The sequence below is a fragment of the uncultured Dokdonia sp. genome, from assembly GCF_947492815.1.
Lineage (GTDB): Bacteria > Bacteroidota > Bacteroidia > Flavobacteriales > Flavobacteriaceae > Dokdonia.
On sequence record NZ_CANLOB010000025.1, the window covers coordinates 16,899 to 33,780 of the forward strand.

The window sequence follows — 16,882 nt, forward strand, 5'->3', positions numbered from 1 at the left end:
GCCCTATTAAATACCAATATAAATTTGCATTTTTGTAACGCAAAAATAAAATTACTATGCCAGCAATTTCTAATAAAGGGCAGATCATGCCACAATCTCCTATACGTAAGTTAGTACCTTATGCAGAAGCTGCAAAAGCTCGAGGAGTACAAATACATCACCTTAATATAGGGCAACCAGATATTAAAACACCTCAAGTAGCATTAGATGCTGTGAAGAGTAATGCGATAGAAGTGTTAGCATATTCACATAGTGCTGGTTTTGCTTCTTATAGAGAGAAACTTGCTGCATATTATAATAAAAATGGCATTACAGTAGATGCTGAAGATATCATTGTTACTACAGGAGGTTCAGAAGCCTTACTTTTTGCGATGGGAAGTGTGACTGATCCTGGTGATCAAATCATTATTCCAGAACCTTTTTATGCAAACTACAATGGATTTGCAACTGCAAGTGGAGTAGACGTAGTACCTGTGATTTCTAATCTTGATTCAGGATTTGCATTACCTCCAATAGCTGATTTTGAAAAACTAATTACTTCAAAAACAAAAGCCATTGTGATCTGTAATCCTGGAAATCCAACAGGATATTTATACAGCGAAGAAGAGATAAAACAATTAGCAGCACTCGTTAAAAAGCATGACTTGTTTTTAATTGCAGATGAGGTATACAGAGAGTTTGCCTATGATGGTTTAAAACATCATTCTGTCATGACACAACGTGACATAGATGCGCATACCATTATGATAGATTCTGTGTCAAAACGTTATTCTATGTGTGGTGCACGTATTGGATGTATCGTAAGTAGAAATAAAGAATTAATTAGCACGGCAATGAAATTTGCACAGGCGCGCCTGAGTCCACCTACCTTTGCACAATTAGCAAGTGAAGCTGCTTTAGAGACACCAACATCTTACTTTACAGATGTGATAGATGAATATGTTTCTAGACGTAATACATTAGTAGAAGGACTTGAAACAATACCAGGAGTGAAAGTGGCAAAACCTAAAGGTGCTTTTTATTGCATCGCAGAACTGCCAGTTCAAAATGCAGATACATTTGCACAATGGTTACTAGAAACATTCCAATTAGACGGTAAAACGATTATGGTAGCACCAGCAGCTGGATTTTACTCTAGTGAAGGTGTAGGTCTTAATCAAGTACGTATAGCTTATGTGTTAGAAGAAAATCTATTAAAGGAAGCGGTAGAAATTTTACGAGAAGCATTGCAACAGTATAAAGACTAATTAATGGATACGAGAAAGAAGGCTTCTTTAAAAGAATACAATACATTTGGAATTGATGTACAAGCACTAGACCTAACATCTGTAACATCCGTTCCAGAGTTACAACGTATTCTTCAAGAAAAAGATCCTTCTGAATTATTTATTATAGGAGGCGGTAGTAATATGCTTTTAACACAAAATATTGATAAGTACGCGGTACATATCAATATGAAAGGATATGCTATTGTTGATTTGCCTTGCGGCGAAAATGAAATTTTGCTCAAAGTCGCTGGGGGTGAAAACTGGCATGACTTTGTACTCTATTGTATTGATAATAATTATGGAGGAGTCGAAAATTTATCGCTCATTCCAGGCAATGTCGGGACAGCTCCTATTCAAAATATAGGCGCCTACGGAGTAGAATTGAAAGATGTATTTTATGAATGTGAAGCGGTATCTAGAGCAGATGGAACACTAAAAACATTTTCTCTTAAAGATTGTATGTTCGGATATAGAGATTCCGTGTTTAAAACTACCTTAAAGGATCAATATGTTATAACATCCGTAACATTTAGACTGACTACGAAAGAGCACACTATTAAAACAGCATATGGGGCTATCGCAACTACATTACAGGAACAAAAAATTGTGGCACCCACTATCAAAAATGTATCTGATGCAGTTATCAAAATACGTCAAGCTAAACTTCCAGATCCAAAAAAAATAGGAAACAGCGGAAGTTTCTTTAAAAATCCAGTCATATCTACAACTGATTTTTCTGAATTATATAAGAAATATCCAGAAATTCCACATTATCCTGTAGGTTCAGATCAAATTAAAGTACCCGGAGGATGGCTTATTGAACAAGCAGGATTTAAAGGAAAACGCTATGGAGATGCTGGAGTACATGATAAACAAGCGTTAGTGCTCGTAAATCATGGAAATGCTACAGGAGAAGAAATCTGGGATCTTGCTTTGCGTATTCAAGAAGAAGTAAAAACAAAATTCGGACTCGTTATTATACCAGAAGTAAATGTTTTTTAGAAAAATCCATTGTATTTTTCGATAGAATTTCTTCAAATGTCACCTTCCCTAAAGGGTGCATCGTAGAAATTGTTATCCCATAATTTTACGTAAAAGAAAATAATAGAATATAGGTATATATAATACCTATGTTATCAAAACATACAACGGATTTAGAAAGATTGGTTAGAAATGAAAATAGCCCTATTAATAAAAAATTTAATAGAGCTATTCTCTTATAAAGAGTACTTACCCAATTATTTATTTAGGTAGCACGACGCTGTCTATTACATGTACAACCCCATTAGAAGCTTTTAGGTCTGTAGCTGTGATAGTAGACGTATTTCCATTACCATCTGTTAAGACAACTTTGTCTCCTTTTAGAGAAGCCGTAAGCGTGCCTCCATTAACGGTTTTGATAGTAAATTTGCCTCCACTCTTTTTAATGGCAGCGACAACATCTGCGGCTTTAAAGTTGCCAGCAACTACATGATAAGTAAGAATAGATGCCAATTTGCTTTTTGCTTCTGGTTTTAAAAGAGATTCTAATGTCCCTGCAGGAAGTGCATCAAAGGCTGCATTGGTAGGAGCAAAAACAGTAAAGGGACCTTCGCCTTTAAGTGTATTTACAAGGTCTGCGGCTTTTACGGCTGCAACAAGTGTAGTATGATCTTTAGAAGATAAAGCAACATCTACGATGTCAGATTGTGCAATAGATACTGTTGAAAAACAGAATGTTAACATGGTGAAGATTAAAACGATCTTTTTCATAATAAATTTTAAATTGTTGAGTTAATAATTAAAAAGTTGTTTTCATTTGTAATAGATACGCCGTAACTTTAAACAATGGATTTCTATGCATTCACAAACTTTTGTTAAATCAAAAACCAACCATTTTTGAAACCATTTATAGAACAACATATAGTCGAGCTTCTCAAAGCTCAAGACGAACGTGCCATAGGATTACTATATGATCATTATGCAGATGCGTTATTTGGTGTTGCTATAAAAGTGACAAAAGATGAGGTACTAGCACAAGATGTATTACAAGAATCTTTTGTGAAAATCTGGAAGAATGCTCATAAATATGATGCGAGTAAAGCACGGCTTTTTACCTGGCTTTTTCGAGTAGTTCAAAATACAGCTATAGATGCTGTAAGAAGTAGACAAAGAAAGACTACAAAAGAAATCCAAATAGAAGAATCTAACGTATATAGTATACCAAGCACAAAGTTTGCCATAGAACATCTTGATATTGCATCACACGCAAATGGTCTTGAAGATAAATATAGAGTAGTGATAGATGCACTATTTTTTCAAGGAATGACGCAACAAGAAGCTAGTGATGAGTTAAATATTCCACTAGGAACTGTAAAATCAAGATTAAAAATAGGTTTAAGAGAATTACGCAAGCTTTTTGGTATAGTGATTGTATTTTTGTCGATATGAATGAGAGAGTAAAGATATTTTTGGATGGAGATTTGCTGGAGCGCTACTTAATGGATGCCACTTCCCCTATGGAGTCTAAAGAAGTAGAGCATTATATAGAAAAATATCCTGAGGTAAAGAAGACCTATATAGAACTGCAAGAAAATTTAGAAGAATATGCCACTTCGTATGCAGTGCCTGCACCCCCAGAACTAAAAGATAAGATTTTAAAGCAAGTTAAATCAAAACCCAAGCCTAAAGCTTCTATTCCAATACTGGCAATTACAGCTTGTGCTGCAACTATTCTATTTGGAATCATGACCTTTATGATTTGGAATCAGAATCAAGAATTGCTAGATGATAGAAGGCTTACTACTAGACTCATTCAAGAGCTTAATGAAGATATTGTTTCCAATAGAGAAACGCTGCAGTCTGTAGAAGAGCAATTTATGATTCTTAATAATTCGTCTACAGATAAATATGTATTGCGAGGAAACACTAAGGCTAGAAAACTAGAAACCGTTGCCTATGTAAATATGCTTGAGAAAAAATCATATATACATGTCGTGGCACTTCCTGAATTACCAGATGATCAAGTATATCAAATGTGGGCAGGCGTAGACGGGCATATGGTTCCTTTAGATATTCTAAAAATCACAAAGGAAAACTTGGTAGAGATTCCATATGAAGAGCGTATGGCGAGTCTTAATATCACCATAGAGCCAAAAGGAGGAAGTGAAGAAGCCACTGTAGATAACCTAGTAGCCAATATTTCCTTCTAATATTTTATGTTTTTTTAAAGGATTCATCTTTTAGAATCTTTGTATATTTGCATAAATGATATTCCTATGAAATTACTCCTTCTTACACTAGGACTTTTAAGCCTTGCCGTTGCAGGAATTGCAATAAAAATCTGGGCAAAAAAAGACGGTAAATTTGCTGGAACTTGTGCAAGTCAAAGCCCTTTTCTTAATAAAGAAGGGGAAGCATGCGGCATGTGCGGAAAATTACCTTCAGAGATGGGAGATTGCAAGAATGATCAGTAATCGCTGACGATCTTGGAAGTAGTACTAACGTATTTATTTTATGCTTTTATAGGGATAGTAGCTATCAATAGTAGTTATTATCTTTTTTTCTTTGTTTTTGCTTTCGCGAAAGCAAAAAAAGCCACATCCTCATACCTCCCACCTGTATCTCTTATTGTGTGCTCTAAGAATGAAGCAGAAAACTTACGCCGAAATATTCCACATTGGTTAGCGCAGAAGTATGCTCATTTTGAAATCGTACTTATTAATGATGCATCTAGAGACGAAACAAAAGACGTTATAGAGGAATTTGCAGAACTACATCCTAGTATTGTGCAAGTACACGTAGAGAATAACGAAGCCTTCTGGGGAAGTAAAAAATATGCCTTGACTTTAGGAATTAAGAAAGCAAGTCATGACCATTTACTTTTTACAGACGCCGATTGTACCCCAGAATCAGCATACTGGATACAAGAAATGTCAAATCATTTTGTCGGAAAGAAAGAATTGATTTTAGGATATGGCGCTTATGAGAAAATTAAAGGGTCGTGGCTTAATAAATTAATTCGTTTCGAAACAGTATTGACTGCAATACAATATTTCAGTTACGCCATAGCAGGAAGACCTTATATGGGCGTAGGGCGTAATCTTGCATATACGACCAACCTTTTTTATGAGCAACGCGGTTTTATAGACCATATGAAAGTGCAAAGTGGGGATGATGATTTGTTTGTAAATCAAGCGGGAACAAGAGAAAATGTAGCTGTAAATTTTCATCCAGATAGTTTTACCATTTCTACACCTAAGAAAACATTTGGTCAATGGTATACCCAAAAGCGTAGACATGTCAGCACTTCGTCACATTACCGTTTTATGGATAAATTCTTTTTAGGACTTTTCTATACAAGTCAGTTGCTGTTTTTTGTCGTAGCAATACTATTACTCGCTTTTAACTACCAATGGGAATGGGTTGCTGCAATGATAGGAATACGCTATCTTTTTTCTTGGATTGCTATTGGAGCAAGCGCAAATAAGTTGAAAGAAAAAGATGTAATACTTTTATATCCAATTAACGAACTATTTTTATTATTTTTCCAATTGAGTATTTTTATCACAAATTTGATATCAAAACCTAATCGTTGGAAATAAACCCCGAGACAATTCTTTTAGAAATAGAAAAAGCAAAAGAAGGCAAACAAAGTGCCTATAATTTTTTGTTGAATACCTTCTGGAATGAAGTGTATAAGTTTCAACTAAAGCGTACAAAAGACGAATATGAGGCTGAAGAGATCACTATTCAGACATTTTCTAAGGCTTTTGATAAAATACATACTTATAAAAAACAATATAAGTTCAATACGTGGCTCATTACGATATCTAAAAACATTCATATAGATCTTTTAAGAAAAAAGGAATCATCTATTCGTTCTCAAATAACCAGAAAAGAAGATGGGGTCTATAAGATACCTGATGAAAACCCAACTCCCGAAGATGCACTGATTAAAGAGCAAAATCTAGCACAATTATTACGATATATCAAAATGCTAAAGCCTCATTATCAGGAAATGATCAACTTGAGATATTTTCAAGAGATGAGTTACAAAGAGATGGAGAAAACGCTAGATGAACCTATGAATAATGTAAAAGTAAAATTACTGAGAGCAAGAAGACTTCTTGCAGATATTATTCAAAAAGCAGAGCGATGAGTGGTATTTCTTTAAAAAAACTAGGTCCAGGACTTCTTTTTGCAGGGGCTGCGATAGGCGTTTCCCATTTAGTACAAAGTACAAAAGCAGGAGGGTATTATGGATTTGGTTTGTTATGGGCTTTACTGCTTATCAATATTATAAAATACCCTTCCTTTCAGTTTGGACCTCGATATGCAGCCGCAACGGGAAATAGTTTATTACATGGTTATCGCAAACTGGGAAAAGGAGTACTTGTTACCTATTTTGCACTTTCACTGCTTACGATGTTTACTATTCAAACAGCTGTTACGATTGTAACAGCAGGATTGGCCGTGCAGCTTTTTGGACTTGATTGGGATATTGCTGTTTGGAGTGTTGTCATTACTATATTTTGTTCCGCAATTTTAGCATTTGGCCGTTATAAACTTTTGGATAGCCTTATGAAGGTAATTATTTTGGTACTAACAGTAAGTACGTTGTTTGCTGTTTTATTTGCTTTTCGCGAAAGCATAGCCACAGAAGGTATGGGTTCTTCAGATGGATTGATACAACTCCTACCTACAGATGTGGCAGGAATCGCATTTTTAATTGCATTTATGGGATGGATGCCGGCTCCTTTAGATATTTCAATTTTTCATTCTTTATGGACTGTAGAAAAAGGGAAATCTCAAAAAAATGATGTAAAAACTTCCCTTTTCGACTTTAATGTGGGATACCTAGGAACCGTAGTATTAGGGATATGTTTTGTGACGCTCGGCGCTTTAGTAATGTTTGGAAGTGGCGATATATTTTCTGATAAAGGAGGTGTTTTTGCAGGGCAGCTCATCAGTATGTATACGACAAGTTTAGGTGATTGGGCTACCATACTTATAGGCGTTGCTGCTTTTACCACTATGTTTAGTACAACCTTAACTACTTTAGATGCTTCTCCCAGGGCTATGTCTACAGCGACAAACCTTTTAGGAGCACAACATATTTTTAAAAGCTATTTGTTTTGGCTTATTTTACTCATTCTAGGGACGTGTATCATTCTTTTCTTTTTCGTTAGTGAGATGGGACTCTTAATTAAAGTGGCAACCATATTATCATTTTTGACAGCGCCGTTTTATGCGATTTGTAATTACTTAGTGTTTAAAGATCCCGATGTTCCTGAAAAAGCAAGATTAGGCATCCTTATGAAAATATATAGCATCGTTAGTATCATTCTGTTAATTGCTTTTAGTGGTTGGTATGTGAGTACGTTGTTTTAAATATCTTCTTCTGATATTTACTTTTATGCAAACAATGAATAAATAGCGTGTTTATATACATGCAATCAATGTATTGTAATTGAAATGAATATGAGTCTAGATCTTTTGATTCTAGCATAAAAAAAATTAATAAGAACAGTCGTTAATATATAAATTAATGACTGTTCTTATTAAAGAATGTGTCATTTAAAACGATCACTTAATCCGGAACATATCCAAAACATTCGGGATTATGAGCTTGATGTTTTCCTCCTAATATTGTTAATTGATTTTCAAGTTTGTATTGTTCTAATTTTTCTAATGCGGTATCCTTTTTTGAATTATTTTTCATATTTAATGGTGTTTAATTTGTTCTTACTTTTTAAAGATTTCTAGTATCGACTAATCCGGAACATATTCAAAGCAATCAGGATTATGCGGCTCATCTCTTCCACCTAATATTCTTAATTGATTTTCAAGTTTGTACTGCTTGAAGCTTTCTAATACACTATCCTTTTTTAAATTATTTTTCATATATAATGATGTTTAGTATTATTATTGAGGGCGTTTAATCTCGATTCTTAAAGACAAATAGAGACCATCTAAAAAATAAAGACGGTCTCAATTTTACAGATAAGTATCAGAGAATTATTCTCACAAACACAATTCTTAGAGTGTTTATGGATTTCTTAAATACGTACCATATATGATTAGAATATGACACACCTCCCATTGCCAGGAGCTGCATTAGCTCCAAAGTAACAACGATCTGTTCCTGCTGCAAGACAATCAAAGATGTTAGAACATGGTATATTCGTTATAATGAAGTTGCCTCCTCCGTTGATAGAAGTTTGTTCGTTTTTACTCAATTTTTGAGCCCCGTTTAGTTTTAAAATGTTTTTTAACATGATTAAAATATATTAGATAATAAAGTACCTACTCTAGTAAAGGTTTTCGGTTTCCCCTTCTTAAAAAACTGGTTGTTAACAGCACCCTGATTTTGATCCTAAAGTAGTTTAGATAAAAGGCATAGAAAAGTAACACATCCGTATTTTAAACAAAATACTGCATGAAAAAACACTGTAAATCAGTATTCTTAAAATACAGATAAGTATCATCTTTTATATAAACTTCTTTTATATGCTCTATGCATAATACAATTCGCCTTTAACTAGATTTTATTAAAACAGCTATAGCACATCGTATTTATAAAAACTATCTTTGCGCTCTATGCAATTTGACCTTCTTACAACAGATCCAGCTAGTAAAGCTAGAGCAGGAAAACTTACAACAGATCATGGAGTGATCGAAACACCTATTTTTATGCCTGTAGGAACGGTGGCTTCTGTAAAAGGAGTGCACCAACGTGAGTTAAGAGAAGATATCAATCCAGATATTATTCTTGGAAATACTTATCACTTATACTTACGTCCAGGCACAGGCACGTTGCAAAAAGCAGGAGGTTTACATAAGTTTATGAATTGGGATAGGCCCATCCTTACGGATAGTGGTGGTTTTCAAGTATACTCACTGTCTAACCGTAGAAAGATTAAGGAAGAAGGCGTGCGATTTAAATCCCATGTAGACGGATCTATGCACTTGTTTACACCAGAAAATGTTATGGAAATCCAGCGTCAGATAGGTGCTGATATTATCATGGCTTTTGATGAATGTACACCCTATCCATGCGACTATAGATATGCAAAACGATCTATGCATATGACACATCGTTGGTTGGATAGATGTATTACACATTTTGAAAAAACACCTGCCTTGTATGGTTATGAACAAGCTTTATTCCCCATCATACAAGGAAGTACGTATAAAGATTTGCGAACACAATCTGCCGAGTATATTGCAAATTCAAATGCCTTTGGAAATGCCATAGGTGGACTTTCAGTAGGAGAGCCTGCCGAGGAAATGTACGCCATGACCGAAGTTGTTACGGCGGTACTACCCGAAGAAAAACCAAGATATTTAATGGGCGTAGGAACCCCAATTAATATTTTAGAAAATATAGCTTTAGGGATTGATATGTTTGATTGTGTCATGCCTACACGTAATGCCCGTAACGGAATGTTATTTACAGCACACGGTACCATTAATATTAAAAACTTAAAATGGGCAGAAGATTTTTCGCCTATTGACGAGATGGGAATCACTTGGGTAGATACAGAATATAGCAAAGCCTACTTACGTCATTTATTCAAATGTCACGAGTTATTAGGTATGCAAATAGCGACTATTCATAACCTAGGCTTCTACATGTGGTTAGTAAGAGAAGCCCGAAAAGAAATTCTTGCCGGAACCTTTACAGAATGGAAGAATAAAATGGTCAAACAAATGGACAAACGCTTATAAAAGATGAAACTTCTAGATTGGTATATCGTAAAACGCTACATCGGGACCTTTGTCACGATGCTATTGTTATTTATACCTATTGGAATTACTGTAAATCTTGCAGAAAAAATTGATAAGATTTTAGCCAATGAAGTGCCGTTTTTAGAAGTAGCTATTTATTACCTGAATTTTACGGTATATTTTGCTAATCTCCTGTTTCCTTTATTCCTTTTCCTATCTGTAATTTGGTTTACCTCCAAACTTGCAAACAACACAGAAGTTATTGCATTTTTAAGTAGTGGGGTTTCCTTTTGGCGTTTTTTACGTCCCTATATGATAGGAGCTACAGTAGTATGTTTAGGAGCTTTTGTGTTAGGAACCTACCTAGCACCCAAAGCAAATAAAGGCTACAATGAGTTTATCTATGAATACCTCAAAAGTGAGCGAAAAAAAAATAATGCCCAACAGACCAAAGATGTATTCCGTCAGATTGCAGAAAATGATTACATCTATGTAAGTTCGTTTAATACAAGAACAAAAGTAGGACGAGACTTTACGTGGGAACATTTTGAAAATAACGAGATGACCTACAAGATGTCTGCTAGTAAAATCAAATTTAATTCGGAAGATACTACCTACACTCTTTTTAACTATAAGAAACGTACGGTAGGCATAGACGAAGATATTTTAGAAAGCAAAGCAAAAGTAGATACCACATTCGCATTTGATATCGATGACTTAACACCGGTAGAGTATATTGCAGAAACCCTATCGACTCCAGACTTATTGAAGTTTATTAAAAAAGAAGAACTAAGAGGTTCCTCTTATATCAGTCGTTATAAAGTGACGCTTCAAAAACGCTATAGTTTACCAGTAGCTGCATACATTTTGACGATTATTGCAGTAGCCGTATCTGCTATGAAACGTAGAGGAGGAATGGGAGCTAATCTCGCTTTCGGTATTTTACTTGCTTTTGTATTCATCTTCTTTGATAAAGTGTTTGGTACACTTGCAGAGCAATCCGATTTCCCACCCTTAGTAGCTGTATGGTTTCCTAATTTCCTGTTTGCTATTTTAGCAATATATCTATTGCGCAATGCAAAACGCTAAACTACGAAGCTATCTTCATTTTCATCTCATTGTATTCATATGGGGATTTACCGCCGTATTAGGATCTTTGATTAGTATCGATTCGGTGCCCTTAGTATGGTTTAGAATGGGTATGGCGTCTCTATTTATTTTTATCTATATCAAATGGAAAAAAATAGATATTACGCTTTCGCGAAAAGCGTTCCTCTCCTTTGCCATTGCTGGAATTATCATAGCCGTGCACTGGCTCACGTTTTTTGGTGCCATCAAAGTATCTAATGTTTCTATAACATTGGCGATGATGAGTACTGGTGCTTTTTTTACAGCCATCTTAGAACCTATTTTTTATAAGCGAAAACTGATTTGGTACGAACTTCTATTCGGTGCTATTGTGATTGGAGCGTTATACCTCATTTTTGAAGTCCAACCCGAATACAGATTAGGTATTGGACTCGCATTGCTTTCGGCCTTACTATCGGCAATTTTTACATTGGTGAATGGAAAATTTGTGCATGATCACAATCCTACCAAGATTTCGTTTTATGAACTGGTCGTTGGTACCTTGTTTATTACGACGTATTTAGCTTTCGCGAAAGCGGACACCTTTTTTACCACATCTTTTTTTGACCTCCCATATACAGATTGGATCTATTTGCTTGTTTTGGCATCTATATGTACAGCCTATGCATTTATTGCCTCTGTAAAAGTAATGAGACATCTGAGTCCATATACGATTATGCTGACCATAAATCTAGAGCCCGTATATGGAATTTTACTAGCGTTTATGGTATTAGGCGATAAAGAGCAAATGAGTGCAGAATTCTATTATGGTGCTATTGTCATACTCTTAGTTGTCATTGCAAATGGGATTCTGAAAAATAGAAACCTTTTACGTTCAAAAAAAGAATCAGCAGTCAAATAGAAACTAGTATATTTGTAAGATAAACCTAACAACTCATTACGAGCAATCGTAATAGGTAATACATTGAAAATGGAATATTTAGATTTCGAATTACCCATTAAGGAGCTAGAAGAACAACTAGACAAATGTGTCATTATAGGGGCAGAAAGTGATGTAGACGTAAGCCAAACCTGTAAGCAAATTGAAAAAAAGCTCGCACAAACCAAAAAAGATATTTATAAAAACTTGACTGCATGGCAACGTGTGCAATTGTCAAGACATCCTAACCGTCCATATACGCTAGATTATATCAATGCGATTTGTGGTGATACGTTTCTGGAATTACATGGAGACCGTAATGTAAAGGATGATAAAGCAATGATTGGAGGTCTTGGTAAGATAGGCGATCAAAGCTATATGTTTATCGGCCAACAAAAAGGATACAATACCAAAACACGCCAGTATCGTAATTTTGGAATGGCAAATCCTGAAGGATACCGTAAGGCATTGCGTCTTATGAAAAGCGCCGAAAAATTTAATGTACCTGTTGTAACTATAGTAGATACACCAGGAGCTTATCCAGGATTGGAAGCAGAAGAACGCGGACAAGGAGAAGCGATTGCACGTAACATCTTAGAGATGACTCGTCTTAAAGTGCCTATCATTGTGCTTATCATAGGAGAAGGAGCTAGTGGAGGAGCCTTAGGAATAGGTGTAGGTAACAAAGTAATGATGCTTGAAAACGCATGGTACTCTGTGATCTCACCAGAAAACTGTTCGTCTATTTTGTGGAGAAGCTGGGAGCAAAAAGAAATTGCTGCCGAAGCTTTAAAGCTAACTGCAAAAGATAGTTTAAAACTGAAAGTCATCGATTCTATTATAAAAGAACCGCTAGGCGGAGCACATGCTAATCGAGAAGAAACTTTTCAAACCGTAAGAGAAGCAATTGAGTCTTCTTTTAATGATTTGAAAAACTTATCACCAGAAGAATTGGTCGATAATAGAATGAAAAAATATTCTGAAATGGGAGTCTTTAAAGGCTAGTTCCCATTTTTTCACTTACTACCAAATCCGAAGCCATTTGAGTTTCGGATTTTTTTATGACTATTAACAATAAAAAAGAGTTATTAACAGTTGAATTGTTAATGAAGTGTGGAGATTCATCCCCTAGGAGGGGTTTCAACCACTTAACAATTTGTTTACATTCGTAGCCATGGAAAAAATCAAGCCAACTCCAGCATATAATGTATCTTCAGGACAAGTGATTTCCTTAGAAAAAGGAAAAATACCACCACAAGCAGTTGATTTAGAGACTGTTGTGATAGGTGCTTTAATGATTGATAAAAAAGGAGTCGATGAGGTGATCGATATTCTCTCACCAGATGTTTTCTATAAAGATCAACACAAACACATTTTTGAAGCCATTAGAATTCTCTTTGAAGAAGGACAGCCCGTTGACTTATTAACGGTTTCTGAGCAATTGAAGAAAATGGCAAAATTGGAAATGGTAGGAGGTGATTATTACTTGATTCAATTGACGCAAAAAGTAGCCTCTTCTGCGCATATTGAGTATCATGCACGTATTATATTACAGAAGTATATTCAGCGTTCGCTTATTAAAATTTCTAATGAAATTATTGAAGAAGCCTATGATGATACGACAGATGTTTTTGACTTGTTAGATACCGCAGAAAGTAAACTTTACGAAGTAACACAAGGAAATGTAAAACGTAGTAGTGAGTCTGCACAAAACTTAGTAATTCAAGCGAAGAAGAAGATTGAAGAAATGTCCAATAAGGAAGGAATGTCAGGAATTCCTACTGGATTTACCAAAGTAGATGAGTTGACTTCCGGATGGCAACCGAGTGATTTGATTATTGTAGCAGCACGTCCAGGTATGGGTAAAACAGCTATGACGCTTACAATGGCTCGTAATATGGCGGTAGATCAAAATATACCTGTAGCTTTCTTCTCACTAGAGATGTCTTCGGTACAGCTGATTACCCGTTTGATTTCTTCAGAAACAGGACTGTCTTCAGAAAAATTACGTACAGGTAAACTAGAAAAACATGAGTGGGAGCAATTAAATGTGAAAGTAAAGAGCTTAGAAAAAGCACCTTTATTTATAGATGATACCCCATCGCTTTCTATCTTTGATTTGAGAGCAAAAGCAAGACGTCTCGCTTCTCAATTTGGCATTAAGATCATCATGATTGACTACTTACAGTTAATGACAGGTGGATCTGCACAAAAAGGAGGCGGAAACCGTGAACAGGAAATTTCGATGATTTCACGTAATCTGAAAGCACTCGCAAAAGAACTTTCTATCCCTGTAATTGCACTATCACAGTTATCACGTGCGGTAGAGACTCGTGGTGGAAGTAAACGTCCGTTACTGTCTGACCTTCGTGAATCTGGAGCGATTGAGCAAGATGCCGATATTGTATCTTTTATTTACCGTCCAGAATATTATAAGATAGAAGAATGGGATGATGAAGAACGTAGCCCAACCGAAGGACAAGGAGAATTTATCGTAGCAAAACACCGTAATGGTGGATTGGATAATATTCGTCTAAAGTTTGTGGGGCACTTAGGTAAGTTTGATAACCTTGATGATTTCAGTACTCCATATGAATTTGCAAGTAGTATGAATGCTGCTGCCAATGACGATACCTTTAAACCTGACAGCCTTCCTTCACCAGACCAAGCCTTTGGAAGTGAAGAAGAAGATGACGGGGTTCCTTTTTAATTAAGATTATAGAAGACACACAAAAATAGAGTAATACTCTAAATTAGAGTATTACTCTATTTAAAAACGTGATTTTCCCTCATCCTAACCTTCTCCCAAAGGAGAAGGGATTAATCAAAATTAATAATGAGATTTGTGTTTAGTCTTGTTTCTTGACTCCAGCAACGCAGTGATCCTGCCTACCGGCAGGCAGGCTCGATTCTTTTTTTTGACACCAACAGCATAACGGTCTTGACTCCTTCAAAAACTACTTACTACAACCATATACTGTTAACTAGATACTAATCTCTGAACATGGCATCACTTTTGTCATAAGAAAACCGTATTTTTAAACGTTACATACTATATGAATACCTAGTGTGTATTATTGCTTATGAAAAGAATAGTTACAATACTTCTGTTGGTGCTGACATGCCATTTCGCGCAAGCGTCTTATATCTTAATACCTATGGATATAGACAGTCAGCGAGAGCATTTAAAGGCGTATGGAATTACCTATTGGACGCTCGATCAACAAATCAAAGTAAAATGGTTACTCAATTATAGAGGAGGTTCCTTTTTAGTGCCCGACACTGAAGAGATCCGAAGAGAATGCACCATTCGAGGTGTTTCCTATGAAGTCCTTTCAGATGGGAAAACCGAAGAGTTGCTTACCATGATTAGTAGTCCTTCTCAAAATATGGAAGCAGTAGTGCTTGAAAAAGCACCTAAAATTGCAGTTTATACTCCAGATAGTAAAGTACCATGGGACGATGCGGTAACAATGGTATTAACCTATGCTGAGATTCCGTACGAAACCATTTATGATGAAGAAGTACTCAGTGACCAATTAATATTATATGATTGGTTACACTTACACCATGAAGATTTTACAGGACAATACGGAAAATTTTATGGAGCCTACCGAGCAGCACCCTGGTATATAGAAGAAAAGAAAGCCGCTGAAGACTTAGCTACAAAACTAGGCTATGCTAAAGTCTCTGAAGAAAAAAGAGATGTCTCTTTAAAAATACGTGACTATGTAGTAGGCGGTGGTTTTATGTTTGCGATGTGTAGCGCTACCGATAGTTTTGATATTGCATTAGCTGCCGAAGGCATAGATATCTGCGAACCGATGTTTGATGGAGATGCATCAGATGCCGATTATCAATCTAAAATTGATTTTAGAAAAACATTTGCCTTTAAGAACTTTACACTAGAACGCTCGCCAACCACATATGAGTTTTCAACGATTGATATGACACGTAAACGTCGTATTCCTTTTGAAACAGATTATTTTACACTCAAGGATTACAGTGCAAAATGGGACCCGATCCCTACGATGCTATGTCAAAATCATACAGCCTTAGTCAAAGGATTTATGGGACAGACAACTTCTTATGATTCAGATTTAATTAAATCGAATGTATTGGTAATGGGAGAAAACTTAACCAATGGAGAAGCACGTTACATTCATGGAATTAAAGGAAAAGGATTCTTTACATTTTATGGCGGGCATGATCCTGAAGATTATCGCCATCGTGTAGGTGACCCAAAAACCGAATTAGAATTACACCCCAATTCTCCTGGATATCGTTTAATATTAAATAATGTACTTTTTCCAGCAGCTAGAAAGAAAAAGCAAAAAACTTGATATGATCTTACGACATGCCAAAGTACTTGGAATTACACTGGTGATACTATGCTCATTTGTAGCGGCACCAGAACGTGTCGCATGGCAACCTAACAAGACGTTGACTTGGGAAGATTTTAAAGGAAGTCCAAATGCCAGCGGAAGCTTTGTGGCAAGTACGAGTAGTGGTATGAGCCAGTCGTATGTGATAGATAATAAAGGCATGTTGCATAAAGATGAAACACAAGTAGTCGCTCATTTTTATCCAGAATATTCTTGGTACAGAGCTAAAGATACGACCGCTCGATTATTAAAGCATGAGCAAGCCCATTTTGATATTACAGAGATTCACGCAAGAATATTAAATGCCCGTATTCAAGCTTATAATTTTACATCCAACTCTAAAAAAGAAGTCAAAGCATTGTATGAAGAAGTAGAGAGGCACCGACGTGGAATGCAACGAACTTTTGATGAAGAAACCAACCATTCTATAAACAGAGAAGCCGAAAAAAAGTGGGAAGAAAAAATCGCTAGATTATTACGTTCTCAATAGGTAATTATTAGTTCCGTTA

At 35.8% G+C, this 16,882-nt stretch carries 19 protein-coding genes; 15 read left to right on the top strand and 4 right to left on the bottom strand.

The window, feature by feature from the left end:
* The first annotated feature begins 56 nt into the window (after positions 1–56).
* Together Q1A01_RS18655 and murB are read left to right on the top strand one after the other, a co-directional pair.
* The gene (locus Q1A01_RS18655) at positions 57–1,247 is read left to right on the top strand and encodes a pyridoxal phosphate-dependent aminotransferase (RefSeq protein ID WP_299683855.1); all 1,191 of its coding nucleotides are present in this window, start codon (positions 57–59) and stop codon (positions 1,245–1,247) included.
* A gap of 3 nt (positions 1,248–1,250) precedes the next feature.
* On the top strand, positions 1,251–2,270 hold the full coding sequence (gene murB / locus Q1A01_RS18660; RefSeq protein WP_299683857.1) for a UDP-N-acetylmuramate dehydrogenase: 1,020 nt from the start codon (positions 1,251–1,253) through the stop codon (positions 2,268–2,270).
* Between the two features lie 240 nt (positions 2,271–2,510).
* On the opposite strand, the gene Q1A01_RS18665 is transcribed toward murB, so the two are convergent.
* A complete protein-coding gene (locus Q1A01_RS18665) occupies positions 2,511–2,993 on the bottom strand; it encodes a fasciclin domain-containing protein (RefSeq protein ID WP_299683948.1) in 483 nt (160 codons plus the stop codon).
* 153 nt (positions 2,994–3,146) lie between these two features.
* On the opposite strand from Q1A01_RS18665, the gene Q1A01_RS18670 reads away from it, so the two are divergent.
* From Q1A01_RS18670 to Q1A01_RS18695, 6 genes are all read left to right on the top strand, one after another.
* Positions 3,147–3,698 (top strand): sigma-70 family RNA polymerase sigma factor, encoded by a 552-nt coding sequence (locus Q1A01_RS18670; protein WP_299683859.1) that lies wholly within the window; start codon positions 3,147–3,149, stop codon positions 3,696–3,698.
* Positions 3,695–4,459 carry an anti-sigma factor gene (locus Q1A01_RS18675; protein ID WP_299683861.1) on the top strand — a complete coding sequence of 255 codons (765 nt, stop codon included), beginning with the start codon at positions 3,695–3,697 and terminating at the stop codon, positions 4,457–4,459. Before Q1A01_RS18670 ends, Q1A01_RS18675 begins: the two co-directional genes overlap by 4 nt.
* A 66-nt stretch (positions 4,460–4,525) precedes the next feature.
* Positions 4,526–4,723, top strand: coding sequence for a membrane or secreted protein (locus Q1A01_RS18680; protein ID WP_299683863.1), 198 nt, complete (start codon positions 4,526–4,528; stop codon positions 4,721–4,723).
* A gap of 12 nt (positions 4,724–4,735) precedes the next feature.
* Positions 4,736–5,851 carry a glycosyltransferase gene (locus Q1A01_RS18685; protein WP_299683865.1) on the top strand — a complete coding sequence of 372 codons (1,116 nt, stop codon included), beginning with the start codon at positions 4,736–4,738 and terminating at the stop codon, positions 5,849–5,851.
* Positions 5,842–6,408 (top strand): sigma-70 family RNA polymerase sigma factor, encoded by a 567-nt coding sequence (locus Q1A01_RS18690; RefSeq protein WP_299683867.1) that lies wholly within the window; start codon positions 5,842–5,844, stop codon positions 6,406–6,408. Before Q1A01_RS18685 ends, Q1A01_RS18690 begins: the two co-directional genes overlap by 10 nt.
* The gene (locus Q1A01_RS18695; protein ID WP_299683869.1) at positions 6,405–7,640 is read left to right on the top strand and encodes a divalent metal cation transporter; all 1,236 of its coding nucleotides are present in this window, start codon (positions 6,405–6,407) and stop codon (positions 7,638–7,640) included. The genes Q1A01_RS18690 and Q1A01_RS18695 overlap by 4 nt, the downstream gene beginning before the upstream one ends.
* Positions 7,641–7,839: 199 nt before the next feature.
* Here the strand turns inward: Q1A01_RS18695 and Q1A01_RS18700 are convergent, their stop codons facing one another.
* The 3 genes from Q1A01_RS18700 to Q1A01_RS18710 form a co-directional block, all read right to left on the bottom strand.
* Positions 7,840–7,971 carry a hypothetical protein gene (locus Q1A01_RS18700; protein WP_299683871.1) on the bottom strand — a complete coding sequence of 44 codons (132 nt, stop codon included), beginning with the start codon at positions 7,969–7,971 and terminating at the stop codon, positions 7,840–7,842.
* Between the two features lie 50 nt (positions 7,972–8,021).
* Complete coding sequence (locus tag Q1A01_RS18705) at positions 8,022–8,153, bottom strand: hypothetical protein (protein ID WP_299683873.1); 132 nt, start codon at positions 8,151–8,153, stop codon at positions 8,022–8,024.
* Between the two features lie 176 nt (positions 8,154–8,329).
* On the bottom strand, positions 8,330–8,527 hold the full coding sequence (locus Q1A01_RS18710) for a hypothetical protein (RefSeq protein WP_299683875.1): 198 nt from the start codon (positions 8,525–8,527) through the stop codon (positions 8,330–8,332).
* 322 nt (positions 8,528–8,849) lie between these two features.
* Between Q1A01_RS18710 and tgt the strand changes: the two genes are divergently transcribed.
* From tgt to Q1A01_RS18745, 7 genes are all read left to right on the top strand, one after another.
* Positions 8,850–9,980 carry a tRNA guanosine(34) transglycosylase Tgt gene (tgt, locus tag Q1A01_RS18715; protein WP_299683876.1) on the top strand — a complete coding sequence of 377 codons (1,131 nt, stop codon included), beginning with the start codon at positions 8,850–8,852 and terminating at the stop codon, positions 9,978–9,980.
* 3 nt (positions 9,981–9,983) lie between these two features.
* On the top strand, positions 9,984–11,069 hold the full coding sequence (locus tag Q1A01_RS18720; RefSeq protein WP_299683878.1) for an LptF/LptG family permease: 1,086 nt from the start codon (positions 9,984–9,986) through the stop codon (positions 11,067–11,069).
* The gene (locus tag Q1A01_RS18725) at positions 11,056–11,970 is read left to right on the top strand and encodes a DMT family transporter (protein ID WP_299683880.1); all 915 of its coding nucleotides are present in this window, start codon (positions 11,056–11,058) and stop codon (positions 11,968–11,970) included. Before Q1A01_RS18720 ends, Q1A01_RS18725 begins: the two co-directional genes overlap by 14 nt.
* Positions 11,971–12,039: 69 nt before the next feature.
* Complete coding sequence (locus Q1A01_RS18730; RefSeq protein ID WP_299683882.1) at positions 12,040–12,993, top strand: acetyl-CoA carboxylase carboxyltransferase subunit alpha; 954 nt, start codon at positions 12,040–12,042, stop codon at positions 12,991–12,993.
* Between the two features lie 169 nt (positions 12,994–13,162).
* Entirely contained in the window at positions 13,163–14,698 is a 1,536-nt protein-coding gene (dnaB, locus tag Q1A01_RS18735; RefSeq protein ID WP_299683884.1) for a replicative DNA helicase, read from the top strand.
* 373 nt (positions 14,699–15,071) lie between these two features.
* Positions 15,072–16,331: an asparagine synthetase B gene (locus Q1A01_RS18740; protein WP_299683886.1), complete on the top strand. Its 1,260-nt coding sequence runs from the start codon at positions 15,072–15,074 to the stop codon at positions 16,329–16,331.
* A 1-nt stretch (position 16,332) separates the two neighbouring features.
* On the top strand, positions 16,333–16,863 hold the full coding sequence (locus Q1A01_RS18745) for a DUF922 domain-containing protein (protein ID WP_299683888.1): 531 nt from the start codon (positions 16,333–16,335) through the stop codon (positions 16,861–16,863).
* Positions 16,864–16,882: the final 19 nt, after the last annotated feature.

Bases quoted from the DNA above. Each gene is read 5' to 3' on its own strand.
- Q1A01_RS18740 (WP_299683886.1), top strand. From the start codon at position 15,072: ATGAAAAGAATAGTTACAATACTTCTGTTGGTGCTGACATGCCATTTC.
- Q1A01_RS18665 (WP_299683948.1), bottom strand. From the start codon at position 2,993: ATGTTAACATTCTGTTTTTCAACAGTATCTATTGCACAATCTGACATC.
- dnaB (WP_299683884.1), top strand. From the start codon at position 13,163: ATGGAAAAAATCAAGCCAACTCCAGCATATAATGTATCTTCAGGACAA.
- Q1A01_RS18745 (WP_299683888.1), top strand. From the start codon at position 16,333: ATGATCTTACGACATGCCAAAGTACTTGGAATTACACTGGTGATACTA.
- Q1A01_RS18730 (WP_299683882.1), top strand. From the start codon at position 12,040: ATGGAATATTTAGATTTCGAATTACCCATTAAGGAGCTAGAAGAACAA.
- Q1A01_RS18700 (WP_299683871.1), bottom strand. From the start codon at position 7,971: ATGAAAAATAATTCAAAAAAGGATACCGCATTAGAAAAATTAGAACAA.
- Q1A01_RS18655 (WP_299683855.1), top strand. From the start codon at position 57: ATGCCAGCAATTTCTAATAAAGGGCAGATCATGCCACAATCTCCTATA.
- Q1A01_RS18695 (WP_299683869.1), top strand. From the start codon at position 6,405: ATGAGTGGTATTTCTTTAAAAAAACTAGGTCCAGGACTTCTTTTTGCA.
- tgt (WP_299683876.1), top strand. From the start codon at position 8,850: ATGCAATTTGACCTTCTTACAACAGATCCAGCTAGTAAAGCTAGAGCA.
- Q1A01_RS18725 (WP_299683880.1), top strand. From the start codon at position 11,056: ATGCAAAACGCTAAACTACGAAGCTATCTTCATTTTCATCTCATTGTA.
- Q1A01_RS18710 (WP_299683875.1), bottom strand. From the start codon at position 8,527: ATGTTAAAAAACATTTTAAAACTAAACGGGGCTCAAAAATTGAGTAAA.
- murB (WP_299683857.1), top strand. From the start codon at position 1,251: ATGGATACGAGAAAGAAGGCTTCTTTAAAAGAATACAATACATTTGGA.
- Q1A01_RS18675 (WP_299683861.1), top strand. From the start codon at position 3,695: ATGAATGAGAGAGTAAAGATATTTTTGGATGGAGATTTGCTGGAGCGC.
- Q1A01_RS18680 (WP_299683863.1), top strand. From the start codon at position 4,526: ATGAAATTACTCCTTCTTACACTAGGACTTTTAAGCCTTGCCGTTGCA.
- Q1A01_RS18720 (WP_299683878.1), top strand. From the start codon at position 9,984: ATGAAACTTCTAGATTGGTATATCGTAAAACGCTACATCGGGACCTTT.
- Q1A01_RS18705 (WP_299683873.1), bottom strand. From the start codon at position 8,153: ATGAAAAATAATTTAAAAAAGGATAGTGTATTAGAAAGCTTCAAGCAG.